At 72.6% G+C, this 18,074-nt stretch carries 16 protein-coding genes; 13 read left to right on the top strand and 3 right to left on the bottom strand.

Going from position 1 to position 18,074, the window contains the following annotated elements:
* The 4 genes from CP970_RS37990 (at position 1) to CP970_RS37975 (ending at position 3,832) form a co-directional block, all read left to right on the top strand.
* Complete coding sequence (locus CP970_RS37990) at positions 1-1,086, top strand: WD40/YVTN/BNR-like repeat-containing protein (RefSeq protein WP_055543981.1); 1,086 nt, start codon at positions 1-3, stop codon at positions 1,084-1,086.
* 33 nt (positions 1,087-1,119) lie between these two features.
* A complete protein-coding gene (locus CP970_RS37985) occupies positions 1,120-1,797 on the top strand; it encodes a uracil-DNA glycosylase (RefSeq protein WP_055543944.1) in 678 nt (225 codons plus the stop codon).
* Complete coding sequence (locus tag CP970_RS37980) at positions 1,794-2,792, top strand: N-acetylglucosamine kinase (protein WP_055543945.1); 999 nt, start codon at positions 1,794-1,796, stop codon at positions 2,790-2,792. The genes CP970_RS37985 and CP970_RS37980 overlap by 4 nt, the downstream gene beginning before the upstream one ends.
* Before the next feature lie 95 nt (positions 2,793-2,887).
* On the top strand, positions 2,888-3,832 hold the full coding sequence (locus tag CP970_RS37975) for a sirohydrochlorin chelatase (RefSeq protein WP_055543946.1): 945 nt from the start codon (positions 2,888-2,890) through the stop codon (positions 3,830-3,832).
* Positions 3,833-3,907: 75 nt separating this feature from the next.
* On the opposite strand, the gene CP970_RS37970 is transcribed toward CP970_RS37975, so the two are convergent.
* Positions 3,908-4,954, bottom strand: a complete 1,047-nt coding sequence (locus CP970_RS37970; RefSeq protein ID WP_055543947.1) for a lactonase family protein — start codon at positions 4,952-4,954, stop codon at positions 3,908-3,910.
* Positions 4,955-5,088: 134 nt separating this feature from the next.
* On the bottom strand, positions 5,089-6,597 hold the full coding sequence (locus CP970_RS37965) for an FUSC family protein (protein ID WP_055543948.1): 1,509 nt from the start codon (positions 6,595-6,597) through the stop codon (positions 5,089-5,091).
* A 511-nt stretch (positions 6,598-7,108) separates the two neighbouring features.
* Here CP970_RS37965 and CP970_RS37960 point away from each other — a divergent pair.
* From CP970_RS37960 to CP970_RS37925, 8 genes are all read left to right on the top strand, one after another.
* The gene (locus tag CP970_RS37960; RefSeq protein WP_055543949.1) at positions 7,109-7,606 is read left to right on the top strand and encodes a cupin domain-containing protein; all 498 of its coding nucleotides are present in this window, start codon (positions 7,109-7,111) and stop codon (positions 7,604-7,606) included.
* A gap of 251 nt (positions 7,607-7,857) precedes the next feature.
* Positions 7,858-8,802 (top strand): ACP S-malonyltransferase, encoded by a 945-nt coding sequence (locus CP970_RS37955; RefSeq protein ID WP_079043151.1) that lies wholly within the window; start codon positions 7,858-7,860, stop codon positions 8,800-8,802.
* Entirely contained in the window at positions 8,799-9,542 is a 744-nt protein-coding gene (fabG, locus tag CP970_RS37950) for a 3-oxoacyl-ACP reductase FabG (protein ID WP_055543951.1), read from the top strand. The genes CP970_RS37955 and fabG overlap by 4 nt, the downstream gene beginning before the upstream one ends.
* 64 nt (positions 9,543-9,606) lie before the next feature.
* Positions 9,607-9,873: a phosphopantetheine-binding protein gene (locus CP970_RS37945; protein ID WP_055543952.1), complete on the top strand. Its 267-nt coding sequence runs from the start codon at positions 9,607-9,609 to the stop codon at positions 9,871-9,873.
* Positions 9,873-11,129: a beta-ketoacyl-[acyl-carrier-protein] synthase family protein gene (locus CP970_RS37940; protein WP_055543953.1), complete on the top strand. Its 1,257-nt coding sequence runs from the start codon at positions 9,873-9,875 to the stop codon at positions 11,127-11,129. The genes CP970_RS37945 and CP970_RS37940 overlap by 1 nt, the downstream gene beginning before the upstream one ends.
* Positions 11,126-12,397, top strand: a complete 1,272-nt coding sequence (locus tag CP970_RS37935) for a beta-ketoacyl-[acyl-carrier-protein] synthase family protein (protein WP_055543954.1) — start codon at positions 11,126-11,128, stop codon at positions 12,395-12,397. Before CP970_RS37940 ends, CP970_RS37935 begins: the two co-directional genes overlap by 4 nt.
* 6 nt (positions 12,398-12,403) lie before the next feature.
* Positions 12,404-13,198, top strand: a complete 795-nt coding sequence (locus tag CP970_RS37930; protein ID WP_055543955.1) for an SDR family oxidoreductase — start codon at positions 12,404-12,406, stop codon at positions 13,196-13,198.
* Between the two features lie 15 nt (positions 13,199-13,213).
* Positions 13,214-14,446: a thioester reductase domain-containing protein gene (locus tag CP970_RS37925; RefSeq protein ID WP_055543956.1), complete on the top strand. Its 1,233-nt coding sequence runs from the start codon at positions 13,214-13,216 to the stop codon at positions 14,444-14,446.
* Positions 14,447-14,453: 7 nt separating this feature from the next.
* Here the strand turns inward: CP970_RS37925 and CP970_RS37920 are convergent, their stop codons facing one another.
* Positions 14,454-15,197, bottom strand: a complete 744-nt coding sequence (locus tag CP970_RS37920; RefSeq protein ID WP_055543957.1) for a trypsin-like serine peptidase — start codon at positions 15,195-15,197, stop codon at positions 14,454-14,456.
* Positions 15,198-15,734: 537 nt separating this feature from the next.
* On the opposite strand from CP970_RS37920, the gene CP970_RS37915 reads away from it, so the two are divergent.
* Positions 15,735-18,014 carry a glycosyl hydrolase family 18 protein gene (locus CP970_RS37915; protein ID WP_055543982.1) on the top strand — a complete coding sequence of 760 codons (2,280 nt, stop codon included), beginning with the start codon at positions 15,735-15,737 and terminating at the stop codon, positions 18,012-18,014.
* Positions 18,015-18,074 lie beyond the last annotated feature (60 nt).

Here is an 18,074-nt window from a genome sequence, read left to right as displayed (position 1 = left end):
ATGTCCGACGTCATCCTGACCGTAGGTACCCGCAAAGGCCTCTTCATCGGCCGCAGGCGCGGTGGCGCCTGGGAGTTCGACGACAGCCCCTACTTCAACGCGCAAGCGGTCTACTCCGTGGCGATCGACACCCGCGGCCCCACCCCGCGCCTGCTCGTCGGCGGCGACAGCGCGCACTGGGGCCCGTCGGTCTTCCACTCCGACGACCTCGGCGCGACCTGGACCGAGCCGTCCAAGCCCGCGGTGAAGTTCCCCAAGGACACCGGGGCCTCGCTGGAGCGTGTCTGGCAGCTGCACCCCGCGGCCGCCGAGCCGGACGTGGTGTACGCGGGCACGGAACCGGCCGCGCTGTACCGCTCGGAGGACCGTGGTGAGAGTTTTACCCTCGTACGACCGCTCTGGGAGCATCCCACCCGCTCCAAATGGGTGCCAGGAGGCGGCGGAGAGGGGCTGCACACGGTGCTCACGGACGCCCGCGACGCCCGCGCGGTGACGGTCGCGGTGTCCACCGCGGGGGTGTTCCGCACCGCGGACGGCGGCGAGAGCTGGACCCCCGCGAACCACGGCGTCTCCGCGGTGTTCCTGCCGGAGACCGACCCCGAGTTCGGCCAGTGCGTGCACAAGGTCGCACGGGACGCGGCCGACCCCGACCGGCTGTACCTGCAGAACCACTGGGGCGTGTACCGGAGCGACGACGCGGGCGCCAACTGGACCGACATCGGGAAGGGACTGCCCTCCGACTTCGGCTTCGCGGCGGTCGCCCACCCGCACCGCGGCGGCACGGCGTACGTCTTCCCGATCACCGCGGACAGCGACCGGGTGCCCGCCGACCACCGGTGCCGGGTCTACCGCACGGCCGACGCGGGCACGACCTGGGAGCCGCTGAGCGCGGGCCTGCCCCAGGAGGACCACTACGGCACCGTGCTGCGCGACGCCATGTGCAGCGACGACAGCGATCCCGCGGGCATCTACTTCGGCAATCGCAACGGCGAGGTGTACGCGTCGGCGGACGACGGCGACAGCTGGCGGCAACTGGCCTCGCACCTGCCGGACGTACTGTGCGTGCGGGCGGCGGCCATCGGTTGATCGGCGGGGCCGTTACGGCAGTAGGGTGACGCCGTGGCACCACGACCCTTGCATGAAATCGTCGAACCCGGCTGGGCCAAGGCCCTGGAACCGGTGGCCGAACGGATCGCCGCGATGGGCGACTTCCTGCGCGCGGAGATCGCGGCGGGACGCACCTATCTCCCGGCGGGACCGAACGTCCTGCGCGCCTTCCAGCAACCCTTCGACGACGTCCGCGTCCTGATCGTCGGCCAGGACCCCTATCCCACGCCCGGTCACGCGGTGGGGCTGTCGTTCTCGGTCGCACCCGAAGTGCGGCCGCTGCCCGGCAGCCTCATCAACATCTACCGCGAGATGAACACCGACCTGGGCCTGCCCCAGCCGTCGAACGGCGACCTCACGCCCTGGACCCAGCAGGGCGTGCTGCTGCTCAACAGGGCGCTGACCACGGCCCCGCGCAAGCCCGCCGCGCACCGCGGCAAGGGCTGGGAGGAGGTCACCGAGCAGGCGATCCGGGCGCTCGCCGCGCGCGGCAAGCCGCTGGTGTCCATCCTGTGGGGCCGCGACGCGCGCAATCTGCGGCCGCTGCTGGGACCGTTGCCGTCCGTCGAGTCCTCGCACCCCTCGCCGATGTCGGCGGACCGCGGCTTCTTCGGCTCGCGCCCCTTCAGCCGGGCCAACGATCTGCTGGTCCAGCAGGGCGCGCAGCCGGTGGACTGGCGCGTGCCGTGAGGCCGTCCGGAGAGGTGGCGGCCGACGCCCTGGTCCTGGGTGTCGACTCGGGTGGCTCCGGGCTGCGGTCCGCGCTCGGCATGCCGGACGGGGCGCACGGCCCCGCCCCGGTGCGCTCGGCGGAGCCAGTGCGCACGGGCGAGCGGGGCATCGACGCCGGACACTTCATGGCGCAACTCCTGCCGATGGCACGGGAGTTGCTCGCGCAGGCGGGCGGCGGCCGGATCGCGGCCGTCGCGATCGGCGCGACAGGGCTCGCGAGCCTGGGCGACGACCTGCGCGCCCGGCTGCCGTCCGCGCTCGAACAGGCTCTGGGCGTACGCCGCGTGGCGCTCGCCGCGGACGCCGTGACCGCGTACGCGGGAGCGCTCGGCGACCGCCCCGGCGCGGTCGTCGCCGCGGGCACGGGCCTGATCGCGATCGGCACGGATCTGACCGCCTGGCACCGCGCCGACGGCTGGGGACATCTGCTCGGGGACTGCGGCGGCGGCGCCTGGATCGGCCGCGCGGGCCTGGAGGCGGTGCTGCGGGCGCACGACGGCAGGGACGGCGGCTCGAAGGCGCTGCTCGTGCGCGCCGAGGACCTGTTCGGTCCGGTGGCCGGGCTGCCCGGACAGCTCTATCCCCGCTCCGACCGGCCCGCCGTCCTCGCCTCTTTCGCGCCGCACGTGGCCGCCTGCGCGGCCGACGACCCGGTGGCCGAGGGAATCCTGCGGGACGCCGCGCGGCACATCGCGCAGTCCGCGGCCGCCGTCTGCCCACCGGGCGACGCCTGCGAAGTGGCCCTGACGGGCGGCCTGTTCCAGCTGGGCGAGCCGCTCACCGGGCCGCTGCGCGAGGAGTTGACGGAGCGGCTGCCGCGAGCCGTCCAGGTCCGGGCGGCGGGCGACCCGCTGGACGGCGCGTTGCGCATAGCCGCCGATATCGGCGCGGACCGGCTGCGGTTTCCGCGCGATCCGCGCATGCTCACCGTCCACGGTGACGACGACAGTTGACCTCTACGTAATTCATCAGACAAAAACGGACTTATACCGCCCACCTGCACCCTCCCCGAACAGCGAGGACCCGCAAACCAGTAGCATGCGGCCGCATGAGCTCCCCCACTGGGCCCGCATCAGGCCTGCCCGTACGAATGCCGCGCCCCCGTCAGCCGGGCCGGCACCGCCGTCCGGAGCCCGTCGCGGCTCCTGAGGGCGCGCCCGCACTCGTCCTCGCCGTGCCGGGCGCCCCCAGCACCACCACGCGCAGCCTCGCCGAGGAAGTCGTGAGCATCGCCCGCTCCGAGCTGCCCGGCCTCGACGCCCGCATCGGTTACGTCGACGGTGAGGAGGACGCCACCGTCACGTCCTTCCCCGAGTTCCCCTCGCTCACGTCCGTGCTCGCGCACGCGGCCGCCGAGCGCGCCGCCCGCGTCGAGCAGGCACGCGCCGCGGGCGCCGAGGTGGCCGAGCCCGAAGGACCCGTCGCCGTCGTCGTGCCGCTGCTCGCGGGCCCCGACAGCGCGTTGATGCGCCGCATCCGGCAGGCCGTCATGGACAGCCGTGTCGCCGCCGAGCTGACCGACGTCCTCGGCCCGCACCCGCTGCTCGCCGAGGCGCTGCACGTGCGCCTCTCGGAGGCCGGTCTGGCCCGCGCCGACCGCGCCCGCCTGTTCACGGTGGCGACCGCCGCCGACGGCATCGTGCTCGCCACCGTGGGCGGCGACGAGGCCGTGCAGGCCGCCGGGATCACCGGCATGCTGCTCGCCGCCCGCCTCGCGGTGCCGGTGATGGCCGCCGCGCTCGACGAGGAGGGTGCCATCGCGGCGACCGCCGAGCAGCTGCGCGGCTCAGGATCGGCCCAGCTGGCGCTCGCCCCGTACCTGATCGGCCCCGAGCTGGACTCCGCTCTGCTCGACGCCGCGGCGAAGGAGGCGGGCTGCTCCGTCGCCGACCCGCTCGGCCCCTATCCGGCGATCGGCAAGCTGGCGCTCGCCAAGTACACGACGACGCTCGGCATCACCCCGCAGCAGCCTTCGGGCGCGCCGGTGCACTGAGCTGCCGCGCGTAGCGGGTACGAGGACGGGCCCGCCCCGATGTGGGGGCGGGCCCGTCGTCGTACCCGCTACGGCTCAGCCGAAGACCACGCAGGAGGCGGCGGGCGCCGCGACGGAGCCGGTCCTGACCGGCAGGCCGGTCGCCTGGTCGACCGCGAACCAGGTGACGTCGCCGGAGCGCTCGTTGGCCGCGTAGAGGAACCGGCCCGAGGGGTCGACGGCCAGGTCACGCGGCCAGTGGCCGCCGCACGCCACGGTCGCCGTGAGCCGCGGCGCACCGCCCGGACCGTCGAGCGCGAACACGGAGATGACGTCCGCGCCGCGCGTGGCGGTCCACAGGAAGCGCCCGTCGGGGGCGACGACGATCGCCGAGGGGAAGGCGTCGCCGTCCGGGACCTCCGTGAGGACGGCGGCCTCGCCGAGCGGCTCGACCGTGCCTGCGTCGGCGTTCCAGGCGCAGACGGTGACGGTCGGCGTGAGTTCGTTCAGGACGTACGCGCGGTCGCCGTCCGGGTGGAAGGCGAGGTGCCGCGGTCCCGACCCGGGGCGCAGCGCGACCTCGCGGTGCAGGGTGAGTTCCCCCTTCTCCGCGTCGAGCGCGCAGACCCGCACCGAGTCGGTGCCGAGGTCGACGCTGAGCGCCCAGCGGCCGCTCGGGTCCACGCGCACCTGGTGGGCGTGCGGCGCCCGCTGGCGCTGGGGGTGCGGTCCCGAGCCGGTGTGCACCAGGACGCTGGACGGGGCGGCGCCGAGGGTTCCGTCGGCGCGCAGGGGGACGGCGGCGACGCTGCCCGAGCCGTAGTTGGCGGCGAGCAGGTGGCCCGCGTACAGCGTGAGGTGGGTGGGCGCCGAGCCGACGGGGACGGGCGCTCCGGTGAGTCGCGGCTCCGACCCGTCGAGCCGGTAGGCGGCGACCGCGCCGTCGGCGGTCTCACTGACCGCGTACAAGGTGTCCCCCGCCGCCGAGAGCACGAGGTACGACGGGTCGGCGACCTCGTCCGTGCTGCTCAGGACGGTCAGCGCGCCGGTGTCCGCGTCGCGGGCCGCGGTGGTGACGCCGCGCCCTCCGGCCGCGGTGAAGGATCCGATGTACGCGTGTGCGGCGTGCCTGCCGACGGCCACTGCTGTCCCCTCTCGCCCTGAGCGGCACGTCCGTGGCGCCACTCGTGCGGCCGACGCTAGCAGCCGGTCTAGACCAAGTCGGCGCCGGTGGCGGGGCCCTGTGCGTGGCGGGCGGGGTCAGCCGGACGGCAAAGCTACCGGGCACCGCCCAGATACGCCGCTTCCTCCGGTTTCGTGTGCCCGGCCATCGCTTCCAGCGCCCGCTCCAGGCCGTTCAGGTGCGCGAGGGCCGGGTGGCCCACGGCATGCGGGACCGCTGCCTGGGGCTCGCGTGCCTGCCGGGCGCCACGCGGAGTCGTCAGCGCTTCCACCGCCGCCTCCACCCGCCAGCAGGCGGCCGCGAGCCTGGCGTCGTGCGAGGCGTCCGGGTCCGCCGCGATCTCGGCGAGGGAACGCACTTCCCGCGCGCAGTCGTCGAGAAGCGCGAGCACCCCGTGGGCCCGCGCCTTGCGCTCCCGGCCCCGGTGCAGCGGATGCACCAGCGGTGAGACCGCGAGGCGCACCCGGGCGAGCAGCGACTCCAGTTCGGCGACGTGGGGCTCGGGGTCCGCACCCGGAGTCCCGGCGAGGCGGGCGGCGGCCTCGGTCGTGCAGGCGTGCACGCACCGCAGCGCACGGCGGATCCACTCGTCGGTGACCGCATGTGTGGTGACCGGCAGGACGAGCAGGACCGCGAGCCCCGCGCCGAGCGCGCCGACCGCGGTCTCCGCGACGCGCAGCCCAAGGAGCGACGCGTCCAGGACGCCGAGCAGCCCGTACAGCATGGAGGCCATCGCGGTCACGAAGAACATCATCCAGCTGTACGAGACGGCCGCGGTGTAGAAGATCCCGAAGACGCTCACCGCCACGACCAGGGCGGTCGGCACCGCCGCTCCCTGCACGGGAAGCGCGACGGCGAACCCCACCACGATGCCGAGGACCGTGCCGAGGACCCGGCGGAAGCCCCGCACCAGCGTCTCGCCGCGCGACACGGTGTTCACGAACACCCACCACGTGGCGCCCACCGCCCAGTACCACCGCTGGTCGGAGAGCACCTGCCCCACCCCGAGCGCGAACGCCGCCCCCGCCGCGGCCTGCACGGCCTGCCGCGTGGTCACCCGGCCGAGACCGCGTCCCTGCGGCAGTGCGGGCGCGGCGGCCACGGGGCGGCCGCGCTCGTAGCACCACAGGCCGAACCGCACGGTCGACGAGACGCAGAGCGAGAGCAGTACGGCCACGGCCAGCTCGGGCAGCTGGTCGGGCACGGTGTGCAGGAACTGGGCGGCGAAGTACGTCATGAAGGCGAACACACCGAGGGAATGACCACGGGGACCCCAGCGCCGCGCGTAGACCCCGGCGCCGACCACGGCGAGGAACGTCAGGTCCCTGGCCAAGGGGTAGTCGTGCAGCGCCGCGGCCACGGCGAGGACGGGAAGACCGACCACCGGCAGCAGCGCGGTCGTCACCGCCTGGCCGCGCACGGTCGGGTCGAGCACGGTGAAGAGGGCGAGCAGCGCCGCGAGTCCTCCGACGATGGCCGCGCTGAGGGAGTGCCCCACCAGGCCGCACACAGCCACGGCCGACGAAATGCCGACGACTGCCCGGGCACCGCTGCGCAGCCGCAGCCGCCCCGGATCCGGAGCCACGAACACCCTCTTCAGCACTGCTTCCCGCCCCTCTCGGCAACCCGGACACAAAGAAGGCGCCACGGAGTCCGGGGCGCCATCGACAGACCCATCAGACCATCAAGAAGCCACGCGGCTCAAGCCAGGCACTCATGGGTGGGCCAATGGCACAGCGAAACCGCCCCGCACGACGCCAGAGGCGGACCAACTGATCACGCGTCCGGTGCGAACTGTGGCCCCGTCCCCTCCCCCCTTAAAGCAGGGGACGGAGCCACCACGCCCAAATGGTCTGGACCATTGGCGTGGACGTCGGTGACGCTATCGCCCCACCGGATCCACGTCAAGAGCAAGTAAAGGCGAATGGGCTCGATGGCCTTCGATTCATTTACGCGACAGCAGTTCATCCGTGGATTCAAGAAGGGTGCGGCGCAGAATTGACCCATGATTCGTACCCGAAAATGCACCCCGTGTGAGGTCTATCGGCGCCATAGAGTTGTTCTCACAAGGCGCCGGGAAAACCCGAAGCCGCAGCTCAGAGGCAGGAAACAACATGAACGCGCAGACCGCACCGCAGGCCGTCCTCACCCGCGCCGCCACCGCCGAGACCACTGCGGACCCCAGCAGCGTGATGACCCTGCTGGCCGACTACGGCACCGACGGCAGCGCGCTCACCAGCTACCGCTCGACCTTCGCCAAGGGCGCGGTCGGCGCCCCGGCCCACTTCCACACCAAGGCGTCCGAGCTGTTCTTCGTGGTGGACGGCGCGCTCCAGGTGCTGGTCGGCGAGGAGGTGAAGGTCCTGGAGAAGGGCGACTTCCTGCTGGTGCCGCCGCACACCCCGCACGCCTTCGCCGCGGCCCCCGACCGGGAGGCCGACGTGCTGTTCGTCTTCAGCCCGGGCATGCCCCGCTTCGACTACCTGCGTCTGCTGGGCCGCGTCATGCGCGGCGAGGCGAGCTTCGAGGAGATCAAGAACTCCTCCGAGCAGTACGACAACCACTACGTGAACAGCCCCGCCTGGCAGGCCGCGCTCGACGCAGCCAAGTAACCCCCGCGGCGGCGCTCGCCACGCGTGACTCCCCTGCGCCCCCGCGCACTACGTAGATCGTCACCTGCCTCACGCCCCGGCGGTTCACGCCTCCCGGAGACCACGGGCCGGTCAGAGCATGTGAAGGGGCAGGAGCCTTCCGCCCCGAACCGATCGAGCCACCCGGTCCACGGGCCCGCCATCGCCGCCCCGCCATCGCCGCGCCGCCGCCCGCCCCTTGACCGTCGAGGCCACGTGAGGACTGCATTGATATGCCCATGACATCGTGGAAATCTCCAGCGGTGGTGTTCCCCGGCCAGGGTTCCCAGGGCCCCGCCATGGGAGAAGCCTGGCGGGGCCGTCCGGGCTGGTCGATCGTCGGGGAGGCCGAAGAGATCCTGCGTCGCGCGCTGGAGCCGATGCTCCTCGACCCCGACGCGGCTCCGGCATCGACCACGGACGCCCAGCTGTCCGTCGTGCTCTGCTCGGTGCTTTCCTGGGAGGCGCTGTCCACCACTCTCTGCGGCGAAGGGGGCCCTCGGCCCCTGCTCGCGGGCCACTCACTGGGATTCGTCTCCGCCCTGCACGCGGCCGGTGTGCTCACCGTCCGCGAGACGATCGAGGTCGTGGCGCTGCGCGCCCGCGTCACCGAGGCCGCCTGCGACGGCACGGGCGGCATGACCGCGCTGCTGCTCGGCGCGGAGGGCGCGCACAAGGCGTGTGCGGACATCTCCGGTTGCTGGGTCGCCAACGACAACGCACCGTCGCAGACGGTCATCGCGGGGACGTACGCGGGGCTGCGTGCCGCCGAGAGCGCGGCCGGTGAGCTGGGGGCGGGCGACATCATTCCGCTCGACGTCGCCGGGCCCTTCCACACTCCGCTGATGTGTCAGGCCTCCAGGGAGTTCCTGGCGGGGCTGCGCGACATCCCCTTCACCCGGTCCCGAGCGGCCGTCGTGCACAACGGCCGCACCCACCGGGCCGGTGACACCGGCCCCAACACCTGGCGCGAGCTCGTCGCCGCCGACCTCATCACCCCGGTGCGCTGGTGCGACACCCAGCACGCGCTGGCCCGGGCCGGGGCCGACGCGATCATCGAGGCGGGGCACGGGCGCACGCTCACCGGCCTGGCCAAACGCACCCTGGGGCGGATGCCGCTGTTCAACGCCGCCTCGTTCGAGGCGTGTGAGGCCATCGCGGCACTTCTCCCCTCATGACGAGCCGACGCTCCCCCGGCAGGGTCGCGCTGGTCACCGGCGGCTCGCGGGGCATCGGCGCCGACGTCGCCACCGCGCTGGCCGGTGCGGGCCACCAGGTGGCCATCGCCTACGTCAGGAACCAGGCCGCCGCCGACCAGGTGGCCGCCGCGACCGGCTGCCTGGCGCTGCGCGCCGACATCACCGAACCCACCGGCGTCGAGGCCCTGTTCGGCGACGTCCGCGCCCACTTCGGATCGGACGTGCAGATCCTGGTGAACTGCGCGGGCCTGCTCGCCGACGCGCTGGTCGGCGAGATGACGGCGGACCAGTGGCGGGACGTGCTCGACGTGAACCTCACCGCTCCCTTCCTGTGCGGTTCACGCGCCGCCGCGGGCATGGCCGCCGCCCGGTGGGGCCGGATCGTCAACATCGGATCCGCCGCGGGCGTCCTCGGGTCGATGGGGCAGGCCAACTACGCGGCGGCCAAAGCGGGGTTGATCGGTCTGACCCGGTCACTGGCCCGGGAGCTGGCCCCGACCACGACGTGCAACCTGGTCATGCCGGGCCCGGTCGACACCGGGATGATCGCCCACCTGAGCGGCAAACGCCGTCGCCAACTGGCCGACATGATCCCGTGCAAGAGGTTCGGGACGGTCGCCGAAGTGGCCGCCGCGGTCGCCTTCCTCTGTTCGGAGGAGGCCGCCTTCATCACCGGCGCCGTGCTGCCCGTGGACGGAGGCATGTCGATGGGCCATTGATACGGGCCCATATCTGACGACCTATCACATCAGCAAGGAGCACGAGCGGAAAAGGAGTACGAGCATGAGCAGTGCGGTGCCCAACCCCAACACCCCGATCGCCATCGCCGTCACCGAAGTGCTGTCACGGGTCCTCTCGGTTCCCGAGGACGAAGTGACGCCGGACGCACGGCTCGTCGACGAGCTGGACGCGGATTCCCTCGATCTGTCCGAGATCGCGGCCGGACTCGCCGGACGCGGATTCCTCGTGGACAAGGCCGATCTGAAGTCCCGGGCCGTCACGGTGGCGGACCTCATCGGCCTCGTGAACTCGCCGCCCGGGCCCGCCTGATGGACAGGTATCCGTACCGGAGGTCGGTGGCGGTGACGGGCATGGCCGCGACCACCCCGGCCGGTGCGGGGACCGACCAGCTGTGGGATGCCCTGATCGCCGCCCAGGGGACCCTGGCCAGCACCCTCGGGCCCACCGATACCGACGGGGCGGTCACCGAATTCGCCTGTCGGCTGCCCGGCGACGGCGACCGGTCCTGGCGACGCCTCGGCAAACTGGGACGGCGGCTCGACCCCGTGACCCGGCTCGGATTGCGGACGGCCCTCGACGCGTTGGCCGACGCCGCCCTGGACGACGTCCCCGCCAGGACCGCCGCCCCCGGCGATTCCCACAGGTACGCGGTCGTCGCGGGCACCGCGTTCGGCGCCTCCACCACGCTGGAGTCGCCCGAGAGGGGCACCTTCTTCGTACCGATGGCCATGCACAACGCCCTGCCCGCCGCCATCAGCCTGGCCGCGGGCCTCACCGGCCCCTCGACGGCGGTCAGCGCCGCGTGCGCCACCGGCGCCGTCGCCATCGGTGAAGGGACACGCCTCATCCATGACGGTCTCGCGGACGTCGTCGTCGCGGGCGGCGCCGAGCTGCTCACCGAGAGGTCTCTGACCGGAATCCGGGCCAGCGGGGCCCTGTCGGAGCGCCACCGCCAATTCCGCTCCGCCTCCCGGCCGTTCGACGTCGACCGGGACGGGACCGTCGCGTCGGAGGGCGCGGCGTTCGTGGTCCTGGAGCATCCTGCCCACGCGGCTCGCCGCGGCGCCCGGGAGTACGGCCGCATCAGCGGATACGGCGTCACCTGCGACGCCCACCACCTGACCAGTCCCCGCCCCGGCGGTGAGGGAGCGGCGCGCTGCATGCGGTCCGCTCTGGCCGACGCGGGGATCGACGCGACGGACGTGGCGCACGTCAACGCCCACGCCACCTCGACGCGCGTCGGCGACGCGGCGGAGGCCCGGGCGATCGCGGCGGTCTTCGGCCCCCGCACCGTCCCGGTCACCGCCAACAAAGGGGTGACCGGCCACATGATCGCCGCCTCGGGCGCGGCCGAGGCGATCGTCACCCTGCTCACCCTCGCCCATGCGGTGGCCCCTCCCACCGCGAACACCGCCGAGGTCGAAAGCGATCTCGAAATCGACCTGGTGACAGGACCGCCCCGGCCGCTCGGGGCCGGGGCGCTGCTGTCCAACTCCTTCGGATTCGGCGGGCACAACGCCGCGTTGGTCTTCGTCCCCTCGCCCGGCGCGGCGGAGCGGCCATGACGCGCGCCCGGCAGCTCCTCGACTCCCGCGGCCGTCGAAGGGTCGCCATCACCGGGATCGGTGTCACCACCCCGGCGGGCTGTGACCTGGCCGAGTTCACCGCCACCGTCCTGGCGGGCAGGGCGACGGCCGGGCCCATCACGCGGTTCGACCCGGCGGGTCTGCCCACCCGGTTCGCCTGTGAGGTCAGCGGCTTCCGCCCGGACCGGTATCTGTCCGGCAAGGAGCGTCGCCGCGCCGACCGGTTCGCCCAGTACGCCCTGTGCGCCGCCCTGGACGCCCTGGCCGATGCCGGGACACCGGCCCGCGATCCCGTACGGAGCGGCATCGCCTGCGGTTCCTCCTTCGGCGGAGCGGACTCCTACACCCGGCAGGCGCTCGCCTGCCGCGACCGGGGCCCCGGTGAGGTGAGCCCGCTGACCACCACGCTGCTGATCCCCAACTCCGCCGCCGCGTTCATCGGCATGAAGCTGGGCTGGCACGGGCCATCGGCCACCGTGTCCACCGCGTGCGCCTCCGGGATCGACGCGATCAGTACCGGCGTCGGCCTCGTCCGCGACGGCCGGTGCGATCTCGTGCTCGCCGGGGCCACCGACTCCGCGGGACTCACCCGGCTGATGATGGCCGCCTTCTGCCAGTCCGACGCGCTCTCGACCCGCAACGACGACGTCGCCACCGCATCGCGCCCCTTCTCCGTCGGCCGCGACGGCTACGTCATGGGCGAGGGTTCGGCGTTCCTGGCCCTGGAGCCCTTCGACCACGCGCTGGCCAGAGGCGCCCGCGTCTACGCCGAGATCGCCGGGAGCGCGCAGAGCACGGACAGTTACCACCTCACCGCGCCGAACCCCACCGGCAAGTGGGTCACCGCCTGCATGAACAACGCGCTGGACGATGCGGCGCTCACCCCCGCCGACATCGGATCGGTCAACGCCCACGGCCCGTCCACCCCGCTCGGTGACGCGATGGAGACCCGCGCGCTGCTCGCCGCCTTCGACGGTGCTCCCCCGCCCGTGACCAGTTCCAAGGGGGTGTTCGGACACCTGATGGGGGCCTCCGGTGCCGCCGAGGTGGCCGTGGCCGCGCTCACCACCCACCTCGGCCTCGTCCCGCCGACCGCGGGGCACGCCGAACTCGCCGCCGACTGCCAGGGGCTTGACGTGGTCAGCGGTGAGCCGCGGGAGACCGGCGCCCGGCCGGTGCTGTCCAACTCCTTCGGCCTCGGCGGCCAGAACTCCTGCATCATCCTCAGCCCACCCGAAGGGACGTGACGCGCCATGACCGGACGCTTCGTGGACAAGGTCGTGCTGGTCACCGGCGGCGGCCGGGGCATCGGCAGGCACATCACCCAGGCGTTCGCCCGCGAGGGCGCGTACGTCGTCGTCAACTGCTTCCGCGACCCCGACACGGCGCGGCAGACCGTGCAGGACGTGCTCGACAGCGGCGGCCTGGCACGGCTCCTGCCCGGCAACGTCGCCGATCGGGGCGCCGTCACCGCGCTGTTCGACGACGTGGCCGAGCGGCACGGCCGTCTGCACGTCCTGGTCAACAACGCCGCCGCGGGCCGGTTCAACGCCCCGGACGCCGTCCGCGAACGCGACTGGCTCCGCGCGCTGTCCACCAACGCGGCCGGGGCGCTGTGGTGTGCGCAGGCGGCCCGGCCCCTGCTGGAGCGCGCACCGCACGCGGCGATCGTGAACGTGTCCTCCTCCGGCGCGGGCTGCGCCCTGCCCGGATACACCGGGACCGGCGCCTCCAAAGCCGCCCTCGAAGCGCTCACCCGCTATCTGGCCGTCGAGTACGGGCCTGCCGGGATCCGGGTCAACACCGCCTCCGGCGGGCTGATCGAGGGGGACGCCAGGGCCGGAATGCCGGGCAACGACCGCCTTGAGACCGCGGCCAGGGCGGGCACGCCGCTGCGCAGGCTCGGTACTCCCGAGGAGTTCGCGCAGGTGGTGCTGTTCCTCGCGTCGCCCGCCGCGAGCTGGATCACCGGCCAGCTCATCCACGCCGACGGCGGCCTGTCCATCACCCACCCCGCGTACGCCTCGATGCTGAACGAGCGAGCATGAGGGGAATCACCCGCCATGACCAGGAGCGCCAGCACCCCCACCACCCCCACCACCTCCACCACTCTTGCCGTCCCGGAGTCCGACCTCCGGCTGCCCGCCGACATCAGCCCGAGCCCCACGGCGGCGTCTTCGCCACCGGCGGACGTCCTGCTGACCGGCGCGACCGGCTACCTGGGCGGCTACCTGCTGCGCGCACTGCGGGCCGCCACGACAGGGACCATCCGGTGCCTGGTCCGCGCCGATGACGACCGGGCCGCCGCCGTACGGCTCGCCGCCCGACGCGCGGAGGTGGGGGCCGGGACGGGAGCCGAGGTGGGCGCCGACCCCGGCCGCGTCGCCGCGATCGCGGGTGACTTCACCCAGCCGCGCTTCGGACTCGCCCCCGACCGCTACCAGGAACTCGCCCAGTCCATCGGCGCCGTCTACCACTGCGGTGCGTCCGTGAACATGAACGATCCCTATGAACTGGCGCGGATCCCCAACGTGCGAGGAACCGTCGAAGTCCTGCGGTTCGCGGCGTACGGTCAGCTCAAGGCCGTGCACCACGTCTCGACCATGGCGGTCTTCATCTCCGCACGCGCCTGCGCGGTCGACGCGGTCCACGACGACAGCGAGCCGTCGCTGGGCTTCTCGGGCACGTTCGGATATCCGGCCTCCAAGTACGTGGCCGAACAGCTGGTGCGCCAGGCCGCCGCCCGCGGACTCCCGGCCGCCGTCTACCGCCCGCCGTTCGTCCTCGGCGACAGCGCCACCGGCAGGTCCGGCGACGGCGAACCGCTCAGCACCCTCATGAAGGTGTGCGTCCAGCTCCGCGCCGCCCCCGCGACGCTTCCCTCGGTGCCGGTCTGCGCCGTCGACCACGCCGGTCGCGTGATCACGGCGCTGGCCCCCGACGCGCCCCGGCGCGACCGGCCGCGGGTGTTCAACCTCCACGACCCCACCCCGTTCCCGCTCAACGACGCGGTGCGTGCCCTGCGCCGGGGCGGACACGACATCGCCGTCCTGCCGGTCGACGAATGGCTCGCGCTCCTCAGGGCCAACCGGCGTACGCGGCCCGCCCGCTCCCTCTACGCGATGTTCGAGATGCTTCCCTACCTGGTGGTGGCCACGCCCGCGCACCGGCTTCCGGACCTCGCTCCGTCCCGTGTCACCGCGATGCTGGCCGAGCGGGGCATCACGGCACCGCCGGTGGACGAGTCCTTCCTGGACAGGCTCACCGGGCGGCTGTTCGCCGCCGAGGGGAGCTGAGCGCGGGTCAGCCGTGCGCCGCCTTGGCGTAGAGGGCGGCCGCCTCCATGTCGAGGATCACGCTGTACGACACGTCGGGGGTGTCGCCGCCGTCGTGGTAGCCACCGAGGACACCGATCAGATGGCCGTCGGCGGTGACCCACGGGCTGCCGCTGGTGCCGCTGCTGAAGCCGGGGCAGCCGATGCGCTGCTGGCCCGCTCGGAAGCGGTTCGCGGTGCTGGTGCAGCTGCGCGGGGCGTCCTCGTCGGCGGGGTAGCCGGTGACCGTGACGCGGTGCTCGGTGCCCGCCGTGGTGTCCAGGGTGTTGGCCCCGGTCACGTCCTCGACGTGCCGTCCCTTCCGGGTTTCGAGGACGGCGAAGGCGAGGTCGTGGTCCTCGTCCCCGCCGTGGGTCCAGTGGTCCTCGGCGTAGACGCGCTCGATCGTCCACAGGCCGTAGGGGGCCTTGCCGTCGTGGTAGCCGGGGGCGAAGGTGATGCCCTTGCCGTCGCTGAGGCAGTGGCCCGCGGTGACGATGAGGTCGCGGCCCTTGCTGTGCACCACGGACGCGGTGCAGAAGTGGTGCCCTGCCAGGCCGCCCTCGAAGAGGGCGCCGACCCGCGCCGCCTCCGCGGGCGGCCCGGACCGCACGGTCGGCGTGACGGCATGGGGCAGCTCGTTCCTGTCCGCGAGCGCGAGACACGAGAACAGGGCGCCCATGGCAAGCAGTGCCCGCAGGTGCCTGCGGCCCAGCCGTACGCGCATCGCCATCCTTCGCTCCCCTCGCTCGGTTGCCGGGAAGCATGCCCGAGTAATCTGAGGATTCTCTGTGACGCCGCACACAAATGATCCCGACGGGCGATGAATACCCGCAGGCCAGCGCGTGAACGGCCGAAGATCGCCGCCCCGGACCCACGGGCGACCCCTCCGCGCCGCCTCATCGGACACCACCGGAACACGGGCCGCGGCGCGCCCATCTCACGGTCACCGCAGGCGAGTTGGGGCCGCCATCGCCCTGACGCCGAGTCAAAGCGAAGCAAAATCTTCTCGAATTGGTCCAGTCCTTTACGAGGACGGAAGCCCGGCCGGGGGTTCGGCGCCGCGAATTGGTACGGTCCAGCGCTCTCCCGCCCTCGTTGACATGCCCACGGTGGGTGGTTCTCTAAGAGGTCTGTACCGCAGGAAGCGCGTCCGATCCCTGTCTCATCGGACCGTTCCCCGGCTTCGGGGGGCCCGGCACGGACGGACGCCTCACCTCCCCCAAGGAGAGCCGTGTCCCCACTCAGATCCACCGCCAGACCCCGCGCGGTGTTAGCCGCGCCCCGACGCATCGTCGCCGTTCTCGCCGTGCTCGCCCTGGCGCTTGCCGGACTCACCTCACTCGCGGCCCCCGCCATCGCGGCCGCCAAACTCACCGCCACCTTCAGCAGCGAGGGCAGCGGCTCGTCCTGGACCGGCAAGTTCGTCGTGAAGAACAGCGGCGACACCGCCGTCGACACCTGGTCCCTGGAGTTCGACCTGCCCGAAGGCGTCACCATCAGCGACCACACCCACGGCACCGCCGAGGTCAAGGGCAGGCACGTGGTCGTGACGCCCGCGTACTACAACGCCCGCGTCCCCGCGGGCCGTGACACCGAGCCCTACAGCTACACCTTCCGCGGCAGCGGCCAGCTCAAGCCCCCCACCGGCTGCCTCATCAACGGCGACAAGTGCGACGGCACCGCGGCCGTGCCCCCGAAGGCCCCCACCGGGCTCAGCGTCGCCGACGCCACCGCCCGCACGGTCAGCCTGAAGTGGGCGGCGGCCGCGCAGGGCGACTTCCCCGTCGCCTCGTACGAGGTGCTGCGCGGCACCACCGTCGTGGCGGCCAGCGCCACCACCCAGGCCACGGTGCGCGGCCTGGAACCGGCGACCGCCTACCAGTTCAGCGTCCGGGCCAAGGACTCGCGCGGCAACACCGGGGAGGCCAGTGCCCCCGTCAGCGCGACCACCGTGGACCCGGCGACGGACACCGTGCCGCCCACCGCGCCCCGCAACCTCCGCTCCAGCGACGTCACTTCGAGCACCGTGAAGCTCGCCTGGGACGCGGCCACCGACAACCAGCGCGTCGCCGCGTACGACGTCTACCGCGGCACGACCCTCGTGGAGAGCCTGCCGGCCGACACCCTCACCAGCACCGTGACCGGACTCGCCCCCGCGACGGACTACTCCTTCACCGTCAAGGCGCGGGACGCCGCCGACAACGCGTCGCCCGCGAGCAACGCCCTCTCCGTCACCACCAAGGACCCCGTCGGCCAGGACGGCTACGCCAAGGTCGGCTACTTCGTGCAGTGGGGCATCTACGGCCGCCAGTACTTCGTGCGGGACCTGGAGACGTCCGGCGCCGCGGCCAAGCTCGACGTCATCAACTACGCCTTCGCCAACATCGACCCCAAGAACCTCACCTGCCTCAACGGCGTCACCAAGGGCACCACGCAGAACCCCCAGGACCCCAACCAGGGCGACGGGGCCGGGGACGCCGAGGCCGACTACGGCCGGGCCTTCCCCGCCGGGCAGTCCGTGGACGGCGTCGCCGACGACGGCTGGGGCAAGCTGCGCGGCAACTTCAACCAGCTGAAGAAGCTCAAGGCCAAGCACCCGAACCTCAAGGTCGTCGTCTCGCTCGGTGGCTGGACGTACTCCAAGTACTTCTCCGACGTCGCCAAGACGGACGACTCGCGGAAGAAGTTCGTCAAGTCCTGCATCGACATGTACATCAAGGGCAATCTGCCCGCGTACAACGGAGCGGGCGGTGACGGCGTCGCCGCCGGGATCTTCGACGGCTTCGACCTGGACTGGGAGTGGCCCGGATCACCGGACGGCCACCCCGGCAACCACTGGAGCACGGACGACAAGGCCAACAACACCGCGCTGATCGCCGAGTTCCGCAAGCAGCTCGACGCGCTCGGCGGCAGCCACCGGCTGCTCACCGCCTTCACCCCGGCCGACGCCAAGAAGATCAACGACGGCTGGGACATCAAGGAGGTCTTCAAGCACCTGGACTTCGGCAACGTCCAGGGCTACGACTTCCACGGCGCGGGCAGCGACAACTCCTGGGAACCGAACCGCACCGGCCACCAGGCCAACCTGTACAAGGACGCACAGAGCCCGTACCCCACCGACTTCAGCATCGACGACGCGGTGAAGGTGTACACGGATCAGGGCATCAAGCCGCGCAAGCTGACCATCGGCTTCCCGTTCTACGGGCGCGGCTGGCAGCAGGTCGCCGAGGGCGGCGCGCACGGCGAGTGGCAGAGCGCCAACGGCGCCGCGCCCGGCCAGTTCCAGGAGGAGGCGGGCACCCGCGGCTACGACAACCTCGTCGCCGCCTTCCCGAACCTGACCGTCTACCACGACGAGCAGTCCATCTCGACGTACGGCTACACCGGGGCGAACGGCCAGTGGTGGTCCTTCGACGACGCCTGGTCCATCGAGAAGAAGACCCAGTACATCAAGTCCAAGGGTCTGCTCGGCGGCATGATCTGGGAGATGTCGGGAGACACCTCGAACAACGTCCTGTTCAACGCCCTGGATCGCGGTCTGAGGTAACCACCGCGGCGCTCGCCGCCCGCCCGGCGCGGACGGCACACGGGTCGGGGCCGCCTCGAG

It is taken from the genome of Streptomyces kanamyceticus, from assembly GCF_008704495.1.
In the GTDB taxonomy this organism is placed as follows: Bacteria; Actinomycetota; Actinomycetes; order Streptomycetales; family Streptomycetaceae; genus Streptomyces; species Streptomyces kanamyceticus.
The sequence above is the reverse complement of the archived record's forward strand: the minus strand, read 5'-3'. Positions and strand labels throughout refer to the sequence as shown.